Below are 21,435 nucleotides of genomic sequence, written 5' to 3'. Positions count from 1 at the left end.
CCCTGGCCGGTCAGTCTCCCTGAGGAGGAGGCGGGGCCGGAGCTCCTACGGGCGGTGCGATCCTGGGGTGACGACGAAGCGACATGCGCACGTCGGCCCCCTCGGGAGCAGCGGGCGCGGCGGTGCCCGAACGGGTCACGGGGCGCCCGGCACCGGGGTCCCACCCCGAGTCCACCACCCGCTTCTGGAAGAAGATCGCGCCGCCCAGTACGGCGCCGCCGATCACCAGCATCGTGATCGCCCCGCCCGTGGGCCCCACCTTGGCCGCATAGCCGATGAGGGTGCCGAACCAGCCGAAGTCGGCATCGCCGAAGGTGGTGTTGGCCTTCCCGAACGCGCCGAGCACCTTGAGCAGCAGCGCGGGCAGGAAGGTGATCAGGACGCCGTTGAGGAAGGCGCCGGCGATCGCGCCGCGCCGGCCGCCGGTCGCGTTGCCGTACACGCCGGCCGCACCACCCGTGAAGAAGTGCGGTACGAGACCGGGCAGAACGAGCGCGAGGCCGAGGGCGGGGTGGAGCAGCCAGGTGAGGAGAGCGAGACCGGCCAGGCCCCCGGTGAAGCTGGCGAGGAAGCCGATCAGCACCGCGTTCTGGGCGTAGGGGAAGACGATCGGTGCGTCCAGGGCCGGCACCGCACCGGGCACCCACTTGCCGGCGATGCCCTGGAAGGCGGGGACGAGTTCGCCCAGGATCGTTCGGACACCGAAGAGGATCACGGCGACCGCGATACCGAATTGCAGTCCCTGCATGACGGATTGCATGAGGTAGTTGCCGAGGTTCCCGGCCGTGCTGCCGCCGGCGACCGCGAACGCCTGGAAGGCGGCGCCCCGTCCTGCCTTGGCCAGATAGACAAGCGCCATGACCACGTAGATCAGCACCATGGACAGTGCCGTGGCGACCATCGAGTCCCGTAGGAAGCGCAGGCTCTCGGGCAGCTTCATCTCCTCGGTACTGCGGCTGCGCCGGCCGACGAGCCGCCCCGTGGCGCCCGCGAGGAGGTATCCGGCGGTGCCGAAGTGGCCGATGGCGAGGGAGTCGTTGCCCGTGACGCGCCTGGTCCAGGGGTGGACGAACGCGGGCAGCGCGACCAGCAGGATGCCCAACAGGACGGCGCCGACGGCAACCACTACCGGCGTCGGCTGCCCGGCGGCACTCAACACCATCGTCAACAGCGTGGCCATGAAGAGGATGTGGTGCCCGGTCAGGAATACGTAGCGAAGGGGTGTGAACCGGGCCAGCAACAGGGCGACGGCAAAGCCGAGGATCATCAACCAGGCGACCCGCGCACCGAACCGCTCCTGGGCGATGCCGACGATCGCCTCGTTGGCCGGGATCACCCCGTGTGCCCCGGTGGCGCCCTGGATCATGCCGCCCAGTGGGCCCAGCGCGCCGACGACCAGCCCCGCGCCCGCACCGATGAGCAGAAAGCCGAGCGTGGCCTTGAGGGCACCGCCGGCTATCTGCCCGACCGGTTTGCGGAGTGCGATCAGCCCCGCCGCCGTGATCAGGCCGATCAGGCAGGCGGGCCGGCTGAGCACCTCGTCGACGAGGAACGTGGCGATGGACAGGAGCACGGTCACGGGCGGTCTCCTCTCTCGGCACGGCTACGAGCGCCATCGGCTTCGGACGTCAGGTCACTTCCGTACGGCGCGCCGCTTCCGGATGCCCTATCGGTGTCAGACGTCATAGATGTCGCGTAGTACCCGGTCGACCTCACTGGCGCTGGTGAAGTCCTCGACGGCCACAACCGGGACGTCCATCTCGCCCAACGTCCCGGCGATCTCACGGGACGTGAGGATCGCGACGGCCTCGGCCGCCTTGCCCCTGGCGGAGATGGTGTCGGTCGCCTCCACGGTGACGTGGCGGGCCCAGCCCCACTGGGCGAGTACGCGCTCCAACGTGGTCTTGAGGAAGAGGCTGGTGCCGAGTCCATTGCCGCAGACCGTCAAGATCTTGTGCACGACGGGAACTTCGGCGCTTTCGGCCGGGCTGCGCACTTCTGGCGCGGCCAACAGTGCGCGCAGCGATGCGGGGTCCGGAGCCTCCCGCAGCGCCCGGGCGATGTCGGGGTCGGCAAGCAACCGCGCCAGAGCGGCGAGCGCCGCCGTATGGGCGCCCTGATCCCGCGCGGCCAGGGCCACGACGAGAGACACCGGATCGTTCGACTCGTGCCCGAATTCCACGGGCCGCGCCAACCGGACCCAGGACAGCGCGGTCCGGAGCACCGCGGGCGAGGAGCGGGCGTGGGCGAGGGCGAAGCCGGGCGCGATGACGATGTACGGACCGTTCTCCACCACGTTCCCGATCATCTCTGTGGTGTACGCGGCGGTGGTGGCGCCGGTCGCCACCAACAGCCCGCCCGCCACCCGGATCGATGCCCGCCAGTCCGGAGCCGGTACGTCCAGGCGCACCGCCGCGACGGGGAGGAGATCGCTCAGAGCTGCCATGGCGGGACTCTACGGGCGCGCGGGTGATTGCGCATCGGTCCTTCCGCTCCTTCCGTGGCCGAGGAGTTGGCCAGAGGAGCCGGTGCGGGCGCAGGGTGCGGGCGCCGCGTGTGGGTGCTGGTGCGGGACCCAGCGGGTCGGCGAAGGGAGGCGTCAGGGTCGGAGTCGGGGTCGGAGTTCGGGTTGGCATCAGGGCCGACTCAGGGATGCGTCAGGGCCGGCGAGGGAGTGGGGGTGGGCGGACGCGGGGACAGATGAGTCAGGAGGCGGAAGGCGGCACCCCATCGGTGGCACGGCACCGACGGAAAGTCCAACCAGGCAAGGAACAGGAGGCCCAGAAGCCAACCGCGGGGCATCCGGTGGGTATTGTGGCGCCGCGTGGGCGACAGCACGGTGTGGACCTTGGCGATTGCGGCAGTGACAGGCGGAACGGCAGTACTGGCCAGCTGGGTGACCAGTCGCGGCAGTACGCAGGCCGCCAAGATCCAGGCAGAGACGGCGGCGCGCTCGCAGCGCGCGGAGCGGCTGCGGGAGAGCCGACGCACCGCCTATCTGGACCTGATCGAACAGACCCACCGCATCGGCGAGTTGTACTGGGAGATCTCCGCGGAGCTTCGGGAGTCCGCCTCGTCGACGCGGAACACCAGGCTCGACGCCCTGCTCGACCGGGAGATCGCGGAGTACGCGAAGATCCGCCGCTGTGCGCGGGTCGTGGAGTTGGAGGGCCCGCCGTCGGCCGCGGCCGCGGCACTCGCCCTTCAGAAGGCGACCGGACCGTTCTACGAGGCGCTCAGGACGGGCCTGGCGGACGACGCGGACTGCCAGGAGGTGTTCAACGCCGCGTACAACCCCTTCTGGAAGGCGCTGGAGAACTTCGTGGACTCGGCCCGGGACGCACACCAGACAGACTGAGCACCCCCAGGCGGGGAGACAACACACCCCGAAGGCCCCATGCCCCGGATCCCCACACCAACCGGTCGAGGATCTCCGCGTCACACGGGGCGACCTCGCCGAGCCGGCCGTGCAGCGCCTCGTCCGCCCACTCCGGGTCGGCGGCCACAGCATGCGCCACTGCCGCCAGGGCGAACTCCTCCCAGTCCAGGCGGTCCGGTAGCGGGGCGATCTCGCTGCCCCGCGACCGTTGGGTACGTCCCGCAACCCGTCGAACTCGTAGACGTCGCCACAGCACCAAAAACGCCCCGCAATCGGAGTGGAGAGCATGAGCATCGCCATCTCGCTCATCGGAGCGCTGCTCGGGGCGACGGCCGTCCTGACGGTGGAGAGGGTCATACGGCCCGCCCGCCGGGCTTCCAGCCACCCCATCACCCGTTTGGCGTAGCAGGGCGGTCGCCGGCACCCGGCGTCGAGTGCCCCGGCGGTGACGGGTGAAGCGGGGTCGTCACGCACCGCGCCCACCGGTCCCGCACGGGAACGGCCAAGGCGGGGCCGGTACCGCCTGCGTACGATAACCGGGACGAAAAGGGCCTTTCTGGCCGACTAGCGAGGGCACGCATGCCTTCTTGCCGCCCGTGACCGCGGGCGGCAATTCGCTCGTCGCTCGCAACAATTCAGCTCTCCGACGAATCCACCCCGTCCGTCTCACTCCAGGAGTCCGGAATGGCACAGGAAGCCGATAGCACCGTCTGGAACTGCCCATTCGATTACGCCGAGGCGCTGGAGTTCGATCCGACGCTTCGACGAATCATGACCGAAGAACCGGTCGCACGTATTCGACTGCCCTACGGCGAGGGCGAGGCGTGGCTGGTCACGCGGTACGAGGATGTGCGGACGGTGACGACGGACCGGCGGTTCAGCCGGCACGCAATCATCGGCCGGGACTTCCCGCGGATGACACCGGAACCGATCGTCCAGGACGAGGCGATCAACGTGATGGACCCGCCCGCGAGCAGCCGGCTGCGGAGCCTGGTGGCAAAGGCGTTCGCCCCCAAGCAGGTGGAACGCATGCGGGAGGGCACGCAGCGCGTCGTGGACGAGTTGCTGGACCGGATGGCCGAGGACGGGGCGCCGGGCGACCTGATGGACAACCTCGCGCAGCCGCTGCCGCTGACCACGATCTGCGAGGTGCTGGACATCCCGGAGGACGAGCGCGCGCAGCTGCGCGGGTACGCCCGGACGATGATGAACGTCAGCCTCGACAACAAGGACAACGCCATCCGCGCCAAGGCCGAGATGCGCGAGTACTTCACGGAGCTGACCGCACGGCGCCGGCGTGACCCCGGGGACGACCTGATCAGCGCGCTGGCGACGGCCCGCGTCGGGGACGAGGTCCTCGACGCGAAGGAACTCACCGTCATGGCGATGGTGCTCCTCATCACCGGCCAGGACACCACCACCTACGAGATCGGCAACCTCTCGTACACACTGCTGACCCGGCCCAAGGACCTGGCGATGCTGCGGGAGCACCCCGAGGCGCTGCCACAGGCGATCGAGGAGATGCTGCGGTTCATCCCGTTCCGCAAGGGAGTTGGCATCCCTCGTGTCGCGCTGGAGGACGTGGAGCTGAGCGGGGTGACGATCCGGGCCGGGGACATCGTGCACGTCTCGTATCTGACCGCCAACCGGGACGGCGCGAAGTTCGAACGGCCCGACGAGCTGGACCTCTCGCGCGAGCCCACCGGACACATGACGTTCGGCTGGGGCGCGCACCACTGCTTGGGGGCCCCGCTGGCCCTCACGGAGCTTCAGGTCGCGCTCAGCACCCTGCTGAAGCGGTTCCCCGACCTGAAGCTGGCCAAGCCGGCCGAGGAAGTCCGGTGGAACACCACGGCGATCTGGCGCTATCCGCTGGCTTTGCCGGTGGTGTGGTGAGTTGCCGGGGCCGCGGTAATTCCGCGGCCCCGGCTGCAGAATGCGGAACTCACCCCCTTGGCGTACGGTCTAGGAATGACCCATCTGCACGGGGAGAGTTCATTCTTCGACGGATGGCCCGCTCGCGTCCTTCCAGGGGTCTGTGTCGTGAGGTCGACGGAATCGACGAAGATTTCGCCGGTCGACATGGAAGCGACAAAGACGCGAAATGCAGCGCGAGAACAGCACTGAGCGGACCACAGTCTGCAAGGAGTGCATCCGATGGCCGTTTTGTGCAAGCCGGCAATCGCGGTCCCTGAATACATCATCACCAGGGACGACACCCTCGAACTGGCACGTCAGCTGCACGCCAACCACTCGCAGCTGAATCTCGTGCTGAGACTGATCGAGCACACGGGCGTCGTACGGCGGCATCTGATCCAGCCGATCGACAAGGTGCTGGAGCATCCGGGATTCGACGCCCGCAGCGCCATCTACGAAGAGGAGTCCAAGGCGCGCGTCCCCGCTGTCGTGCGCCGGGCACTCGACCACGCGGAGCTGGAGCCACGGGAGATCGACCTGATCATCTACGTGTCGTGCACCGGCTTCATGATGCCGTCGCTGACGGCGTGGCTCATCAACCACATGGGGTTCCGGTCGGACACGCGTCAGATTCCGATCGCCCAACTCGGTTGTGCCGCAGGCGGTGCCGCGATAAATCGCGCACACGACTTCTGCCAGGCGTATCCGGACGCCAACGTCCTGCTCGTCGCCTGCGAGTTCTGCTCGCTGTGCTACCAGCCCGACGACGACGGAGTCGGATCGCTGCTGTCCAACGGCCTGTTCGGGGACGCAGTGGCGGCGGCCGTGATGCGCGGCAAGGGCGGCACGGGCGTCCATCTGCAGCGGAACGCCTCGTACCTCATACCGCACACCGAGGACTGGATCTCCTACGCGGTCCGCTCCACCGGGTTCCACTTCCAGCTGGACAAGCGGGTCCCGGGCACCATGGAGCCGCTCGCGCCGGCGCTCCGCGCCCTCGCGGAGGAGCACAAGTGGGACGCGGGGAACCTGGACTTCTACATCGTCCACGCGGGCGGCCCGCGTATCCTCGACGACCTCTGCCGCTTCCTGGAAGTGCCGCCCGAGGCATTCCGGTTCAGTCGGGCGACGCTGACCGAGTACGGCAACATCGCCAGTGCGGTGGTGCTCGACGCCCTGGCCCGCATGTTCGACGAGGCGTCAGCACAGGACGGTCAGCGCGGCCTGCTGGCCGGCTTCGGCCCCGGCATCACCGCGGAAATGTCCCTGGGCACCTGGACGTCGTCGCCGAACTGAGCCGCGGAGCACGCAACTCGAATCCCTGAGCAGTGAGCCTGACTTGACGAGCCGTCGCGGGGCGGCTCGTCAAGCATGCGTACGACGGGCCACCCCGGCCGTGCCCACTCCCCCGCCGTTCACCACCGTCCTACTCAACCGCCACCGCGAACGCGCTGATGAAGGTACCCACCGCGGCGGCAACAGTGGCGCGCAGTTCGTCGTCGGAGACAGTACGGGTACCGAGGACAGTGCGCCCCTCCAGCGGGCCGGTGAGCAGCGCGACGAACTGCTCGGCGGCCCGCACCGGATCGGTCAGGCGCAGTCGGCCGGCCAGCGCCAGCCGGGCCAACCGGTCCGCGAGCGCCTCCGACAGCTGGTTCGGGCCGTGCCCCCACACCTTGTCGAAGAGCTCCGGGAACCGCGAGATCTCCGCGTACAGCAACCGTCGCAGGGCCCAGGCTTCGTCGCTGGTGTGACACAGCAGCAGGCGGTACCCGACGTCGGCGAGCACACCGGACAGGTCCTCGACGTCACTGGCGAGACCCGCGACGACCGCGAGACTCTTGGCGGTGGCCAGCTCGGCGGTGGCGGCCATGGCCTCCCGGAAGAGGGCCTCCTTGCCTCCGAAGTGGTTGTAGAGCGTCGGCTTGGCCACACCGGCCTCGTCGGCGATCGCATCGACGCTCGCCTTCCCGTAGCCCTCACGAGCGAACACGACGAAGGCCGCATCGAGGATGGCGTGACGTTTGTCGATCCGCCCACGCCCGGCCCGCCGTGCGGCCGAGGGCGCTGAGAGATTGGCTCCACTCACCCCGCCAGCATACCTATGCCTCCAATACCCTGAACTATCCGGTTCAACCAGCCCATACGCCTACCTCCCCAACCCCGCCCCTGCCTTCAACACCCCGACACCAAGCCCATATTGAGACCAATCGGCTGTGCACCGCCCCTCCCCAGGGGGAGAGGCACAAAGGCTCGGCGATATGGAACCGGAGGAACAAGTGGAGTGGGACCGCCAGGCCGGCACCACCTCGTGCCGCGGGTCCCCGTTCCGAAACGCAAAGAAGCCCTGTTGGGAACCGAGGTTCCCAACAGGGCTTCTTCTAAAATTAGTTCGGCGGCGTCCTACTCTCCCACAGGGTCCCCCCTGCAGTACCATCGGCGCTGAAAGGCTTAGCTTCCGGGTTCGGAATGTAACCGGGCGTTTCCCTAACGCTATAACCACCGAAACACTATGAAACTATGAACAACCGTTGGTCTGTTCGTGGCTTCAGAACCAACACAGTGGACGCGAGCAACTGAGGACAAGCCCTCGGCCTATTAGTACCAGTCAACTCCACACCTTACGGCGCTTCCATATCTGGCCTATCAACCCAGTCATCTACTGGGAGCCTTACCCCATCAAGTGGGTGGGAGCCCTCATCTCGAAGCAGGCTTCCCGCTTAGATGCTTTCAGCGGTTATCCTTTCCGAACGTAGCCAACCAGCCATGCCCTTGGCAGAACAACTGGCACACCAGAGGTCCGTCCGTCCCGGTCCTCTCGTACTAGGGACAGCCCTTCTCAAGACTCCTACGCGCGCAGCGGATAGGGACCGAACTGTCTCACGACGTTCTAAACCCAGCTCGCGTACCGCTTTAATGGGCGAACAGCCCAACCCTTGGGACCGACTCCAGCCCCAGGATGCGACGAGCCGACATCGAGGTGCCAAACCATCCCGTCGATATGGACTCTTGGGGAAGATCAGCCTGTTATCCCCGGGGTACCTTTTATCCGTTGAGCGACGGCGCTTCCACAAGCCACCGCCGGATCACTAGTCCCTACTTTCGTACCTGCTCGACCCGTCAGTCTCACAGTCAAGCTCCCTTGTGCACTTACACTCAACACCTGATTACCAACCAGGCTGAGGGAACCTTTGGGCGCCTCCGTTACCCTTTAGGAGGCAACCGCCCCAGTTAAACTACCCACCAGACACTGTCCCTGATCCGGATCACGGACCCAGGTTAGACATCCAGCACGACCAGAGTGGTATTTCAACAACGACTCCACACCAACTGGCGTTGGCGCTTCAAAGTCTCCCACCTATCCTACACAAGCCGAACCGAACACCAATATCAAGCTATAGTAAAGGTCCCGGGGTCTTTCCGTCCTGCTGCGCGAAACGAGCATCTTTACTCGTAATGCAATTTCACCGGGCCTATGGTTGAGACAGTCGAGAAGTCGTTACGCCATTCGTGCAGGTCGGAACTTACCCGACAAGGAATTTCGCTACCTTAGGATGGTTATAGTTACCACCGCCGTTTACTGGCGCTTAAGTTCTCAGCTTCGCCCCACCGAAATGGAGCTAACCGGTCCCCTTAACGTTCCAGCACCGGGCAGGCGTCAGTCCGTATACATCGCCTTACGGCTTCGCACGGACCTGTGTTTTTAGTAAACAGTCGCTTCTCGCTGGTCTCTGCGGCCACCCCCAGCTCACCGTGTAAAACGGATCACCAGAAATGGCCCCCCTTCTCCCGAAGTTACGGGGGCATTTTGCCGAGTTCCTTAACCATAGTTCACCCGAACGCCTCGGTATTCTCTACCTGACCACCTGAGTCGGTTTAGGGTACGGGCCGCCTTGAAACTCACTAGAGGCTTTTCTCGACAGCATAGGATCATCCACTTCACCACAATCGGCTCGGCATCAGGTCTCAGCCTTAACGTGCGACGGATTTACCTACCACACGGCCTACACCCTTACCCCGGGACAACCACCGCCCGGGCTGGACTACCTTCCTGCGTCACCCCATCGCTTACCTACTACAAGTCTGGTCCGTCGGCTCCACCACTCCCCTCAACTCCGAAGAGATCAGGGCGGCTTCACGGACTTAGCATCGCCTGATTCAGTATTGGGCGCTTCAAAGCGGGTACCGGAATATCAACCGGTTGTCCATCGACTACGCCTGTCGGCCTCGCCTTAGGTCCCGACTTACCCTGGGCAGATCAGCTTGACCCAGGAACCCTTAGTCAATCGGCGCAAGAGTTTCCCACTCTTGTATCGCTACTCATGCCTGCATTCTCACTCGTGAACCGTCCACAACTCGTTTCCACGGCTGCTTCACCCGGCACACGACGCTCCCCTACCCATCACAACAGGCGTTAGCCCTCATGCTGCAATGACACGACTTCGGCGGTGTACTTGAGCCCCGCTACATTGTCGGCGCGGAATCACTTGACCAGTGAGCTATTACGCACTCTTTCAAGGGTGGCTGCTTCTAAGCCAACCTCCTGGTTGTCTCTGCGACTCCACATCCTTTCCCACTTAGCACACGCTTAGGGGCCTTAGTCGATGCTCTGGGCTGTTTCCCTCTCGACCATGGAGCTTATCCCCCACAGTCTCACTGCCGCGCTCTCACTTACCGGCATTCGGAGTTTGGCTAAGGTCAGTAACCCGGTAGGGCCCATCGCCTATCCAGTGCTCTACCTCCGGCAAGAAACACACGACGCTGCACCTAAATGCATTTCGGGGAGAACCAGCTATCACGGAGTTTGATTGGCCTTTCACCCCTAACCACAGGTCATCCCCCAGGTTTTCAACCCTGGTGGGTTCGGTCCTCCACGAAGTCTTACCTCCGCTTCAACCTGCCCATGGCTAGATCACTCCGCTTCGGGTCTTGAGCATGCTACTCCAACGCCCTATTCGGACTCGCTTTCGCTACGGCTTCCCCACACGGGTTAACCTCGCAACATACCGCAAACTCGCAGGCTCATTCTTCAAAAGGCACGCAGTCACGACGCAAAGAACAAGTCTCTGCGCGACGCTCCCACGGCTTGTAGGCACACGGTTTCAGGTACTATTTCACTCCGCTCCCGCGGTACTTTTCACCATTCCCTCACGGTACTATCCGCTATCGGTCACCAGGGAATATTTAGGCTTAACGGGTGGTCCCGCCAGATTCACACGGGATTTCTCGGGCCCCGTGCTACTTGGGTGTCTCTCAAGCAAGCCGCTGACGTTTCAGCTACGGGGGTCTTACCCTCTACGCCGGACCTTTCGCATGTCCTTCGCCTACATCAACGGTTTCTAACTCGCCCTGCCGCCGGCAGACGACAGAAGAGAGATCCCACAACCCCAACCACGCAACCCCTGCCGGGTATCACACGTGACTGGTTTGGCCTCATCCAGTTTCGCTCGCCACTACTCCCGGAATCACGGTTGTTTTCTCTTCCTGCGGGTACTGAGATGTTTCACTTCCCCGCGTTCCCTCCACACTGCCTATGTGTTCAGCAGCGGGTGACAGCCCATGACGACTGCCGGGTTTCCCCATTCGGACACCCCCGGATCAAAGCTCGGTTGACAGCTCCCCGGGGCCTATCGCGGCCTCCCACGTCCTTCATCGGTTCCTGGTGCCAAGGCATCCACCGTGCGCCCTTAAAAACTTGGCCACAGATGCTCGCGTCCACTGTGCAGTTCTCAAACAACGACCAGCCACCCACCACCCCAACCCGAAGGCTGAGTTCACTGGGACCGGCATCGCGAAGGTTCAGACCATAGTCCGCACCCTCAGATACCCAACAGCGTGCCCGACCCGACCAGATGAGACCCTGCGTTCCACGCCGAAGCAGTACTAACAGTCCTCACACCAATCGCGCCGAGTAGTCAACGTTCCACCCATGAGCAACCAGCATCAGACACTCGCTGATGTACTGGCCTCTGACCAAGCACAAAGCTCGGTAAGAAATGCTCCTTAGAAAGGAGGTGATCCAGCCGCACCTTCCGGTACGGCTACCTTGTTACGACTTCGTCCCAATCGCCAGTCCCACCTTCGACGATTCCCTCCCACAAGGGGTTGGGCCACCGGCTTCGGGTGTTACCGACTTTCGTGACGTGACGGGCGGTGTGTACAAGGCCCGGGAACGTATTCACCGCAGCAATGCTGATCTGCGATTACTAGCAACTCCGACTTCATGGGGTCGAGTTGCAGACCCCAATCCGAACTGAGACCGGCTTTTTGAGATTCGCTCCACCTCACGGCATCGCAGCTCATTGTACCGGCCATTGTAGCACGTGTGCAGCCCAAGACATAAGGGGCATGATGACTTGACGTCGTCCCCACCTTCCTCCGAGTTGACCCCGGCAGTCTCCTGTGAGTCCCCATCACCCCGAAAGGCATGCTGGCAACACAGAACAAGGGTTGCGCTCGTTGCGGGACTTAACCCAACATCTCACGACACGAGCTGACGACAGCCATGCACCACCTGTACACCGACCACAAGGGGGGCACTATCTCTAATGCTTTCCGGTGTATGTCAAGCCTTGGTAAGGTTCTTCGCGTTGCGTCGAATTAAGCCACATGCTCCGCTGCTTGTGCGGGCCCCCGTCAATTCCTTTGAGTTTTAGCCTTGCGGCCGTACTCCCCAGGCGGGGAACTTAATGCGTTAGCTGCGGCACGGACGACGTGGAATGTCGCCCACACCTAGTTCCCAACGTTTACGGCGTGGACTACCAGGGTATCTAATCCTGTTCGCTCCCCACGCTTTCGCTCCTCAGCGTCAGTATCGGCCCAGAGATCCGCCTTCGCCACCGGTGTTCCTCCTGATATCTGCGCATTTCACCGCTACACCAGGAATTCCGATCTCCCCTACCGAACTCTAGCCTGCCCGTATCGAATGCAGACCCGGGGTTAAGCCCCGGGCTTTCACATCCGACGTGACAAGCCGCCTACGAGCTCTTTACGCCCAATAATTCCGGACAACGCTCGCGCCCTACGTATTACCGCGGCTGCTGGCACGTAGTTAGCCGGCGCTTCTTCTGCAGGTACCGTCACTCTCGCTTCTTCCCTGCTGAAAGAGGTTTACAACCCGAAGGCCGTCATCCCTCACGCGGCGTCGCTGCATCAGGCTTTCGCCCATTGTGCAATATTCCCCACTGCTGCCTCCCGTAGGAGTCTGGGCCGTGTCTCAGTCCCAGTGTGGCCGGTCGCCCTCTCAGGCCGGCTACCCGTCGTCGCCTTGGTGAGCCACTACCTCACCAACAAGCTGATAGGCCGCGGGCTCATCCTTCACCGCCGGAGCTTTCCACACGGAGATCATGCGACCCCGTGTCATATCCGGTATTAGACCCCGTTTCCAGGGCTTGTCCCAGAGTGAAGGGCAGATTGCCCACGTGTTACTCACCCGTTCGCCACTAATCCCCGACCGAAGCCGGTTCATCGTTCGACTTGCATGTGTTAAGCACGCCGCCAGCGTTCGTCCTGAGCCAGGATCAAACTCTCCGTGAATGCTTACCGGTAATCCGGTATCAACACTCGCGTTGAGCGGAACCACAAGGAGGAATAATCCTCGCGGTTCACAGCGTCCTCGCTGTGCGCCTCCCAAAGCTATTGGAAGGACTTTTCAAAGGAACCTCATCTCCATGATGGAGACGGGGTATCAACATATCTGGCGTTGACTTTTGGCACGCTGTTGAGTTCTCAAGGAACGGACGCTTCCTTCGGCCACCCTCTCGGGCTTCCTCCGGGCGCTTCCCTTCGGTCTTGCGTCTCCGACTCTATCAGATCCTTTCGGCTCCGATTTTCGCCGGTGCGATTCGGCCTTTCGGCTTCCTCGCGGTTCCGACTTTACCAGATCCTTTTTCGCTTCCGGGCCGCTTCCCGAGGGGCGCTACCGGCTTCGAATTCGGTTCCGATTTTCGTCGGAGGGGTTCGCCTTTCGGCGTGATCACTACTTTAGCGGATTCCCTCGACGACTCATAATCGAGTCCCGTTCCGAATTTCGGCATGCCGAAATTGTTCCCGATGAGGGGCCGTTCAGTAGTGGTGTGCCGCTGATGCGGCGGAATGGCCGCCGTGGGACCTGTCGGCTCCGCGGCAACTCGAAGAACTTACACGATCCTATGGGTGCGGCGCGACCCGGGGCCTGTCCGCGGTGGTACGAGAGGGCTCGGACCGCTGGGTCGTGTCCGCCTGGCCCAGAAGGCGCCTGGTCAGCAGGTGCCCATGAGGCATGGCGCAGTCCGATGTTCTGTCCTGGGTCGGCGCGCTCGCAGGGATAGGCCAGCTGCCAGGGAGCCTTGTGTCTCGCTTCGGCGATCTCGTCGCGCCGCCGGACGTCGTAAGGGGTGCCGCAAGGGGCCGCTCCTCGTGGGGCAGAGGTCGAAGGGCTCTCCCCGGTTCATGGCGTCCCGCCGCCTCTGCGTTGCCGGAGATTCCGGGAACGGGCGGCGTCTGGGCTTGGGTTCCTGGCGCTGGAAGGCCAGGAACCCAAGCGTTGAGGGCTGTCGTACGTGCCGAACGTGCCAGGCAGGCAATCGGCCGCGGAACGGCGACGAGCGCACCGCGGGGTGCGGTGCGCTCGTCGGGGCGACGGGCCGGCGGCGTTCTGCCGGGGTCCCGCGGGGTCTGCCCGCGGGAGGCGGGCCGTGCGTTGTGCTCGTCGTCCGTAGCACCCGCGGTGCACACGATGTGTGCGTGCGAAAGCTCGGGTCAGGAGCGCTTCGCGACCTTTTCCAGGGTCACCACGCACTCCACGTGGTGCGTCATCGGGAAGAGGTCGAACGCCCGCATCCGTCGCGGTGCGTAGCCGACCTCGCGGAAGTATGCGAGGTCGCGGGCGAGCGCGGCCGGGTCGCAGGCGACGTAGGCGATGCGGCGCGGGGTGAGGGTGGCGAGGTGGTGGACGGTTTGTTTGCCGGCGCCGGCGCGGGGCGGGTCGAGGACGACGAGGTCGACGTCGGTGATGCCGGTGCGGGGGAGGATCTGCTCGACCTTGCCCTGTTCGATGCGGACGCGGTCGAGGTCGGCGAGGTTGTGGCGGGCGTCCTCGACGGCGCGCTTGCTCGATTCGATGCCGAGGACGGCGCCCTTGTCGCCGACGCGCTCGGCGAGGGCGCCGGCGAAGAGGCCGACGCCGCAGTAGAGGTCGAGGGCCATGTCGCCCCTCTTGGGCATCAGGCCCTGCATGACGGCCTCGACGAGGAGGTCGGCGGCCTTGGGGTGGACCTGCCAGAAGCCGCCGTTGCCGACCCGCCAGGTGCGGCCGGCGGCGCGTTCGCGGACGAAGGGGCGGCCGTGGACGCGGTGGACGCCGCCGTCCTTCTCGTTGACGCGGAGGACGGAGACCGGCTTGTCGAGTTCGACGATCGGGAGGCGGCCGCCGGGGCGGGGGGTGAGGACGACCTGGCGGTCGTGGGAGCCGGTGGCGGCGATCGCCTCGACGGTGGCGATCTGCGGCCAGGTGCGCCGCTCGATGCCGAGTTCGGAGACGCCGGGGGCGGCGATCATGCAGTGGGTGACCGGCTCGATGTCGTGCGAGCGGTGCTTGCGCAGGCCGGGGTGGCCGTCGGCGTCCACGGCGTACTGGACGCGGGTGCGCCAGGCCGGGACCTCGCCCTTGGCGACCTTGTCGCCGGGCGCCGGTTCGACGGTGCCGTCCCAGCCGCTCTCCTCGGGCGTGAGGCCGGCGAGGCGGGCCAGCTGCTCGCTGACGACGGCGGCCTTCAGGCGGCGCTGGGCGCCGGGCGCGGCGTGCTGCCAGTCGCAGCCGCCGCACCGGCCGGGGCCGGAGAACGGGCAGGGTGCCTCGACGCGGTCCTTGGAGGGGGAGAGGATCTCGACGGCGTCGGCGCGCAGGAAGCGGGCGCCCTCCTCGCCGTCGGTGACGCGGGCACGGACGCGTTCGCCGGGCAGGGTGTGCCGGACGAAGAGCACCTGTCCGGTCTCCGTGCGGGCGATGCAGTGCCCGCCGTGCGCGACGGGGCCGATCTCGACCTCGTACTCCTCGCCGACCAGCGACTTCCTGGTTTCCGGCGGCGTGTCCGGCTGCATGGCGGGGAGCTCCTGGGGAGAGGGGGCGAAACCGTTACGGTCGGCCTTCGGAGGAAGGCCGACCGTCAACTTTACGGGGTGCGGTGCGGTGCGCCGGCCCAGGCGGAGGGCCGGCGCACCGGGTTCACTTCTTGGTGGCCGCGGATTCCTTCTTCGGCCCGGTGACTTGGCCGCGCCGGACCGCGCCGGGCGCGTTCCACTCGGCGCGCTTGCGGGCGCGCTTCTTGGCGGCCTCGGAGGAGTCCAGTTGCCAGGGCACGGAGGTGACCATGACGCCGGGGGTGAACAGGAGACGTCCCTTCAGGCGCAGTGCGGACTGGTTGTGGAGCAGGTGCTCGTACCAGTGGCCGACGACGTACTCGGGGATGTAGACGGAGACGGCGTCCCGGGGGCTCTCCCGGCGCAGGGACTTGACGTAGTCGATGATCGGCCGGGTGATCTCGCGGTACGGGGAGGCGAGGACCTTCAGCGGGACCTCGATGCCGCGGCGCTCCCACTCGTCGCGCAGGGCCCGGGTGTCGGCCTGGTCGACGTCGACGCTGACCGCTTCGAGGGAGTCCGAGCGCATCAGCTTGGCGTAGTTCAGGGCGCGCAGGGTGGGCTTGTGGAGCTTGGAGACCAGGACGATGGCGTGCACCCGGGAGGGGCGGACCACGTCGTCGTCGAGCATGTCCGGGGCGGCGATCTCGTCGGACACCCGGTCGTAGTGGCGGCGGATCGCGGTCATGGTCACGAAGAAGATGACCATGCCGAGGAGGGCGACCCAGGCGCCGTGGGTGAACTTCGTCAGGAGGACGACGACGAGGACGAGGCCGGTGAAGAAGGCACCGAAGGCGTTGATGGCGCGGGAGCGGTACATCTTGCGGCGCTTGGCGGGGTCCTTCTCACCCACCAGGTGGCGGTTCCAGTGCCGGACCATGCCGATCTGGCTGAGGGTGAAGGAGACGAAGACGCCGACGATGTAGAGCTGGATCAGGCGGGTGGAGTCCGCGCCGTAGAGGTAGACCAGGACGGTGGCGGCGCCGGCCAGCAGGACGATGCCGTTGGAGAAGGCCAGCCGGTCGCCGCGGGTGTGCAGCTGGCGCGGCAGGTAGCGGTCCTGGGCCAGGATCGAGCCGAGCAGCGGGAAGCCGTTGTAGGCGGTGTTGGCGGCGAGGAAGAGGACCAGCGCGGTGGCCGCGGCCAGCACGACGAAGAGGAAGCTGCCCTTGCCGAAGACCGCCTCGGCGACCTGCGAGATGACCGGGTTCTGGGTGTAGCCGGAGCCCAGCGGCTTGCCGTTGTTCAACAGGTCGGTGGCCGGATTCTCGGCCATCCGGACGCGGGTGGTCATGGCCAGCGCGATGATGCCGCAGAACATGGTGACGGCCAGCCCGCCCATGAGGGCGAGGGTGGTCGCGGCGTTCTTCGACTTCGGCTTGCGGAAGGCGGGCACGCCGTTGGAGATCGCCTCGACGCCGGTGAGCGCGGCGCAGCCGGAGGAGAAGGCGCGCAGCAGCAGGAAGATCAGGGCGAAGCCGGCGAGCCCGCCCTGCTCGGCGTGGATGGTGTAGTCGGCGGTGGGCGCCTTCATGGTGTCGCCGAGGACCAGGCCGCGGATCGCGCCCCAGAGGATCATGATGAAGACGCCGGCCACGAAGACGTACGTGGGGATCGCGAAGAGCTTGCCGGACTCCTTGACGCCGCGCAGGTTCATCAACGTCAGCAGCACGATGATGGCGATGGCGCACAGCGTCTTGTGCTCGACGACGAACGGGACCGCGGAGCCGAGGTTCTCCACTCCTGAGGAGATGGAGACCGCGACGGTCAGGACGTAGTCGACCAGCAGGGCGCTGGCGACGGTCAGGCCCGCCTTCGGCCCGAGGTTGGTGGTGGCGACCTCGTAGTCGCCGCCGCCGCTCGGGTAGGCGTGCACGTTCTGCCGGTACGACGCGACGACGGTGAACATCAGCACGACGACCGCGACCGCGATCCACGGGCTGAAGTGGTACGCCGAGACTCCCGCGACGGACAGGACCAGCAGCACCTCGCCGGGCGCGTACGCCACGGAGGAGAGCGGGTCGGAGGCGAAGACGGGGAGTGCGATGCGCTTGGGGAGAAGGGTCTCCGCCAACCTGTCGCTGCGCAGTGCGCGCCCGATCAAGATCCGTTTGGGCACGTCGGTCAGTTTGGACACCAGAGGATGCTAAGCCTTCGTCAAGGTCTGCGCCCACCCGCAACCCGGATGGGTGGAGGCACTCGAATGCGCCACCATGCACAACACCCCTCGACTCCGCATCCGGTACGCGGTACCTCCACGGCATCTACACAATTTGTGCACGGTGGCACCGTCGATGCAGGGAACCCCGCGGGCCCGGATTCCGTGGTGGACGCCACGGCGCCCGGGCGTGTCGCGGGGCGTGCGCTCACTCCCCGCGCAACGCCGGGCGCGGCCGACGGGACAGCAGATCGCCCAGCCCCTCCCGAGTCGCCGCCAGCAGCACCACGTCCTGCGGCCGCAGCACGTAGTCGTCCAGCTCGTCCGCCAGGTGCGCCGGCTCCGGCCCGTCGCCCGGCCGCGGCCCACCCGCCTCGGGCTCCACCGCCGACTCGTCGGGCACGGAATTGTCCACGGCCAGCACCCGCAGCCGGCCCGGCCGCAGCACCTCGCCCACCGTCCGCCCCTCCAGGGCGGCATGGCCGCGCACCTCGACGCGGGCGACGAGCAGCACCCGCCGCTCCACCGGAATCGCCCCCAGGATCTCGCGGCCCACCATCGCCCCGGCGAAGGCCGGCGCCGCCAGGAAGGAGACGCTGCGGCTGCGGGTCCGCGCGCCCGGATGCGCCGCGCGCAGCGTCCGGTACACGGCGGCGGCGAACCCGTCGTCGAACAGCCGCAGGGTCACCCGCAACCGCGGATTGACCGACCGGGCGTACAGCGCGGCCTCCAGATTGGTGGTGTCCTCGCTGGTCAACGCCAACAGGGTGCGGGCCCGGTCGGCCAGCGCGGCCTCCAGCACCCCCTCCTGCGTCACGTCCCCCACGACCGTCGGCACCCGCAGCCGCCGCGCCAGGGCGATCCCGCGCGCCTCCGGATCGGCCTCGATGCACACCACCGGGATCCGCATCTCGTGCAGCCGCGCCAACACCCGGGTACCGATCTTCCCCAGACCCAGCAGCACCACGTGCCCGGACAGCCCGCGCGGCGGCCGGCGCAGCGCCGACGCACTGCGGAACGTCCCCAGCCCCTCGAACGCCGCCGCCACCAGCACCGGCAGCAGCAACAGCCCGACCAGCCCGGACAGCAGCTGGAGCAGTTTGCGGGCCAGCGGCTCCCGGAGCGCCGGCTCGTTGATCGCGAACAGGTCCAGCAGCGTGAGGTACGCGGCGTGCCACGGCGGCACACGGGTCGTCAGGGACTCGGCGACGGCCAGCGCCAGCACCGCCCCCACGATGCCGGCCAGCGACCAGCGCAATCGCCGGGAGAAGAAGGAGGCGAGCGGCGCGCCCCGGCCCCGCAGCCGGCGCGGCCGCACCGTCCGCCCCGTATAGGCGACGGTCTCCAGCACGACCCGGCCGCAGCCGGTGGCCGCCCCGGCGGTGGCGTCGTCCGGCAACAGCACCGGCCCCTCGTCCCCGGGTGCCGCGCCGGGCGGGCCGGCCGCATCACCGGGCGGGTCGCCGGGTGACGGCGACAGCAGCGCCAGGGTGCACAGCCGCCGCGCCCCCGCCGGACCGGACTGCCCCGGCGCACGCTCCACGGCGCGCAGCATCAGCCCGTCCGCCTCGATGACCTTGCTGGTGCCGGCGACCGCGGTGGCCACCAGCGCCGGCGCGACGGTGTCCGCGTCGGACAGCACCATGGTCGACGCATCGACCCGCGGCGCCCGAGCACCGCCCACGCCGCTCGCCGCGACCGCCGCGGCCTGGTCCAGCAACTCCTCCAGATGCTGGCCGAGTTTGCGGTTGTAGAGCCGGATAACCAGCCGCAGCCGGGGATTGAGACGGCGGGCCCGCAGCGCGGCATGGATGTTGAGATCGTCGTCGTCGTGGACCAGTGCCAGGGCACCCGCCTCCGCGATGCCCGCCTCGGTCAGCGCCGCCTCGTCGACCTGCGCCGCCACCTGGACCCGTATCGGCTCCGGCGGCGCCTCGCCGTCCTCGCGCGCCACCGTGGGCGGCGGCAGCCCCGGCGCCGCCCCCGGACCGGTCCGCGCCACCGCCGCCGACATCCGGCCGAGCAGCGCGGAAGCCCGGCCCAGACCACGGGACGACGCGGGGACGCGGGGCCGTTGCGGCTCCCGCGCGGACGGCACGATCAGCGTCACCCGTTCGCGGTAGACGTCGCGCAGCTCGACGGCGAGGCGATGGGCCAACGCATCATCGCCGCACACCACCATGTGCGGCGCAGGAGAGCCCTGTTGGGGCTGATGTGGCAGTTGTGGCACACGTCGTAGGGTGCCCTACCCGCCCGTCCCGGCGCAGCAAGCCGTACGATCCCACACCACCCGCCACCGGCCCCCACCACCAACCGGCTCCTACCGCGCCCCCTACCGGACCCGCCATTACGGCTACGGTTGTACCGGACCACGGTGCGGCCGGCGCTCCCGTCTGACGCACCGGGCCGAGGTCACAGACCGCGGCCCCGCGTCGCCGGTACGTCGGAGAAGGAAGTAGTGAGCAGGGTGTTTGGGCAGGTCAGCGCGCTAGTACAGGGCACGGGGTAATCAGCATGCACATCGTCATCATGGGGTGCGGCCGGGTGGGCTCCGCGCTCGCGCAGACCCTGGAGAGCCAGGGCCACACCATCGCGGTGATCGACCAGGACCCGACCGCGTTCCGCCGCCTCGGCTCCGCCTTCGGCGGCCGCCGCGTCACCGGCGTCGGCTTCGACCAGGACACCCTCCGGGAAGCCGGCATCGAGGAGGCGGGCGCCTTCGCCGCCGTCTCCAGCGGCGACAACTCCAACATCATCGCCGCCCGAGTGGCCCGCGAGATGTTCGGTGTGGAGAACGTCGCGGCCCGGATCTACGACCCCCGCCGCGCCGAGGTCTACCAGCGCCTGGGCATCCCCACCGTCGCCACCGTCCGCTGGACCGCCGACCAGATGCTGCGCCGGCTGCTCCCCTCCGGCGCCGAGCCCCTCTGGCGCGACCCCAGCGGCGGCGTCCAGCTGGCCGAGGTCCACACCGCCCCGTCCTGGGTCGGCCACAAGATCAGCAAACTGCAGGAGGAGACCGGAGTCCGCGTCGCCTTCCTCACCCGCCTGGGCGAGGCCATGCTGCCGACCTCCCAGACGGTCCTCCAGGAAGGCGACCTGGTGCACGTGATGATGCGCACCGACGAAGTCGAAAAGGTCGAGGCGGCATTCGCCCAAGGCCCCGAGGAGGCGCACGCATGAGGGTCGCCATTGCAGGCGCCGGCGCAGTGGGTCGCTCCATCGCCGGCGAGCTCCTGGAAAACGGTCACGAGATCCTGCTCATCGACAAGGCGCCCACCGCCATCTCCGTCGAGCGGGTACCGCTCGCCGAATGGCTGCTGGCCGACGCCTGCGAGATCACCTCGCTCGACGAAGCCGCGCTCCAGCGCTGCAACGTCGTCATCGCCGCCACCGGCGACGACAAGGTCAACCTCGTCGTCTCCCTGCTCGCCAAGACCGAGTACGGCGTGCCGCGGGTCGTCGCCCGCGTCAACAACCCCAAGAACGAGTGGCTCTTCAACGAAGCCTGGGGCGTCGACGTCGCCGTCTCCACCCCCCGGCTGATGTCCGCCCTGGTCGAGGAGGCCGTCAGCGTCGGCGACCTCGTCCGACTGCTGCGCTTCAGCCACGGCGACGCCAACCTCGTCGAACTCACCCTCCCCCCGGAGGCCGCCCTCGCCGGCACCCGCGTCGGCGACGTCGACTGGCCCGAGGACACCTCCCTGGTGACGATCATCCGCGGCACCCGCGTCCTGACCCCCAACAAGGACGACGCCCTCGAAGCCGGCGACGAACTCCTCTTCGTCGCCGCCCAGTCCCGCGAGGAACAGCTCGAAGACCTGCTGTCGGTCCGCCGCGACGACAGCTGAGCCGCCCCCGC

The 21,435-nt window shown here is 66.9% G+C and carries 11 protein-coding genes and 3 rRNA genes; 5 read left to right on the top strand and 9 right to left on the bottom strand.

Features of this window, described 5'->3' with window-relative positions; genetic code table 11:
• Nucleotides 1-10: 10 nt before the first annotated feature.
• Both JNO44_RS31330 and JNO44_RS31325 read right to left on the bottom strand, forming a co-directional pair.
• Entirely contained in the window at nt 11-1,579 is a 1,569-nt protein-coding gene (locus JNO44_RS31330; protein WP_205367072.1) for a PTS ascorbate transporter subunit IIC, read from the bottom strand.
• A 96-nt stretch (nt 1,580-1,675) separates the two neighbouring features.
• Complete coding sequence (locus tag JNO44_RS31325; RefSeq protein WP_205367070.1) at nt 1,676-2,446, bottom strand: PTS sugar transporter subunit IIAB; 771 nt, start codon at nt 2,444-2,446, stop codon at nt 1,676-1,678.
• 378 nt (nt 2,447-2,824) lie between these two features.
• Here JNO44_RS31325 and JNO44_RS31320 point away from each other — a divergent pair, with 378 nt between their 5' ends.
• The 3 genes from JNO44_RS31320 to JNO44_RS31310 all read left to right on the top strand — a co-directional run bounded on the left by JNO44_RS31320 (nt 2,825) and on the right by JNO44_RS31310 (nt 6,592).
• Nucleotides 2,825-3,358: a hypothetical protein gene (locus JNO44_RS31320; RefSeq protein ID WP_205367069.1), complete on the top strand. Its 534-nt coding sequence runs from the start codon at nt 2,825-2,827 to the stop codon at nt 3,356-3,358.
• A 705-nt stretch (nt 3,359-4,063) separates the two neighbouring features.
• On the top strand, nt 4,064-5,275 hold the full coding sequence (locus tag JNO44_RS31315) for a cytochrome P450 (RefSeq protein ID WP_205367068.1): 1,212 nt from the start codon (nt 4,064-4,066) through the stop codon (nt 5,273-5,275).
• Between the two features lie 261 nt (nt 5,276-5,536).
• Nucleotides 5,537-6,592, top strand: coding sequence for a type III polyketide synthase (locus JNO44_RS31310; protein ID WP_205367067.1), 1,056 nt, complete (start codon nt 5,537-5,539; stop codon nt 6,590-6,592).
• Nucleotides 6,593-6,722: 130 nt separating this feature from the next.
• Here JNO44_RS31310 and JNO44_RS31305 read toward each other — a convergent pair whose 3' ends face one another.
• From JNO44_RS31305 to JNO44_RS31275, 7 genes are all read right to left on the bottom strand, one after another.
• Nucleotides 6,723-7,385 (bottom strand): TetR/AcrR family transcriptional regulator, encoded by a 663-nt coding sequence (locus JNO44_RS31305; protein ID WP_205367064.1) that lies wholly within the window; start codon nt 7,383-7,385, stop codon nt 6,723-6,725.
• Between the two features lie 301 nt (nt 7,386-7,686).
• Nucleotides 7,687-7,803 (bottom strand): 5S ribosomal RNA (rrf, locus tag JNO44_RS31300).
• A 71-nt stretch (nt 7,804-7,874) separates the two neighbouring features.
• A 23S ribosomal RNA gene (locus JNO44_RS31295) occupies nt 7,875-10,997 on the bottom strand.
• A 306-nt stretch (nt 10,998-11,303) separates the two neighbouring features.
• Nucleotides 11,304-12,832, bottom strand: a 16S ribosomal RNA gene (locus JNO44_RS31290).
• Together the 16S, 23S and 5S rRNA genes form the textbook arrangement of a ribosomal RNA operon.
• Nucleotides 12,833-14,035: 1,203 nt before the next feature.
• The gene (locus tag JNO44_RS31285) at nt 14,036-15,376 is read right to left on the bottom strand and encodes a class I SAM-dependent RNA methyltransferase (RefSeq protein WP_205367062.1); all 1,341 of its coding nucleotides are present in this window, start codon (nt 15,374-15,376) and stop codon (nt 14,036-14,038) included.
• A gap of 124 nt (nt 15,377-15,500) precedes the next feature.
• Entirely contained in the window at nt 15,501-17,552 is a 2,052-nt protein-coding gene (locus tag JNO44_RS31280) for an APC family permease (protein WP_205367061.1), read from the bottom strand.
• A 229-nt stretch (nt 17,553-17,781) separates the two neighbouring features.
• Nucleotides 17,782-19,755: an NAD-binding protein gene (locus JNO44_RS31275; RefSeq protein WP_205370817.1), complete on the bottom strand. Its 1,974-nt coding sequence runs from the start codon at nt 19,753-19,755 to the stop codon at nt 17,782-17,784.
• A 332-nt stretch (nt 19,756-20,087) separates the two neighbouring features.
• Between JNO44_RS31275 and JNO44_RS31270 the strand changes: the two genes are divergently transcribed.
• Entirely contained in the window at nt 20,088-20,756 is a 669-nt protein-coding gene (locus JNO44_RS31270) for a potassium channel family protein (RefSeq protein WP_067346269.1), read from the top strand.
• On the top strand, nt 20,753-21,424 hold the full coding sequence (locus JNO44_RS31265; protein WP_039631978.1) for a potassium channel family protein: 672 nt from the start codon (nt 20,753-20,755) through the stop codon (nt 21,422-21,424). The genes JNO44_RS31270 and JNO44_RS31265 overlap by 4 nt, the downstream gene beginning before the upstream one ends.
• Nucleotides 21,425-21,435 lie beyond the last annotated feature (11 nt).

Source organism: Streptomyces noursei (assembly GCF_016917755.1).
Lineage (GTDB): Bacteria > Actinomycetota > Actinomycetes > Streptomycetales > Streptomycetaceae > Streptomyces > Streptomyces yunnanensis.
Note: the sequence above shows the minus strand (reverse complement) of the source record. Positions and strands in the feature narration are given on the sequence as shown.

Bases quoted from the DNA above. Each gene is read 5' to 3' on its own strand.
- JNO44_RS31325 (WP_205367070.1), bottom strand. From the start codon at position 2,446: ATGGCAGCTCTGAGCGATCTCCTCCCCGTCGCGGCGGTGCGCCTGGAC.
- JNO44_RS31315 (WP_205367068.1), top strand. From the start codon at position 4,064: ATGGCACAGGAAGCCGATAGCACCGTCTGGAACTGCCCATTCGATTAC.
- JNO44_RS31310 (WP_205367067.1), top strand. From the start codon at position 5,537: ATGGCCGTTTTGTGCAAGCCGGCAATCGCGGTCCCTGAATACATCATC.
- JNO44_RS31285 (WP_205367062.1), bottom strand. From the start codon at position 15,376: ATGCAGCCGGACACGCCGCCGGAAACCAGGAAGTCGCTGGTCGGCGAG.
- JNO44_RS31275 (WP_205370817.1), bottom strand. From the start codon at position 19,755: ATGGTGGTGTGCGGCGATGATGCGTTGGCCCATCGCCTCGCCGTCGAG.
- JNO44_RS31270 (WP_067346269.1), top strand. From the start codon at position 20,088: ATGCACATCGTCATCATGGGGTGCGGCCGGGTGGGCTCCGCGCTCGCG.
- JNO44_RS31265 (WP_039631978.1), top strand. From the start codon at position 20,753: ATGAGGGTCGCCATTGCAGGCGCCGGCGCAGTGGGTCGCTCCATCGCC.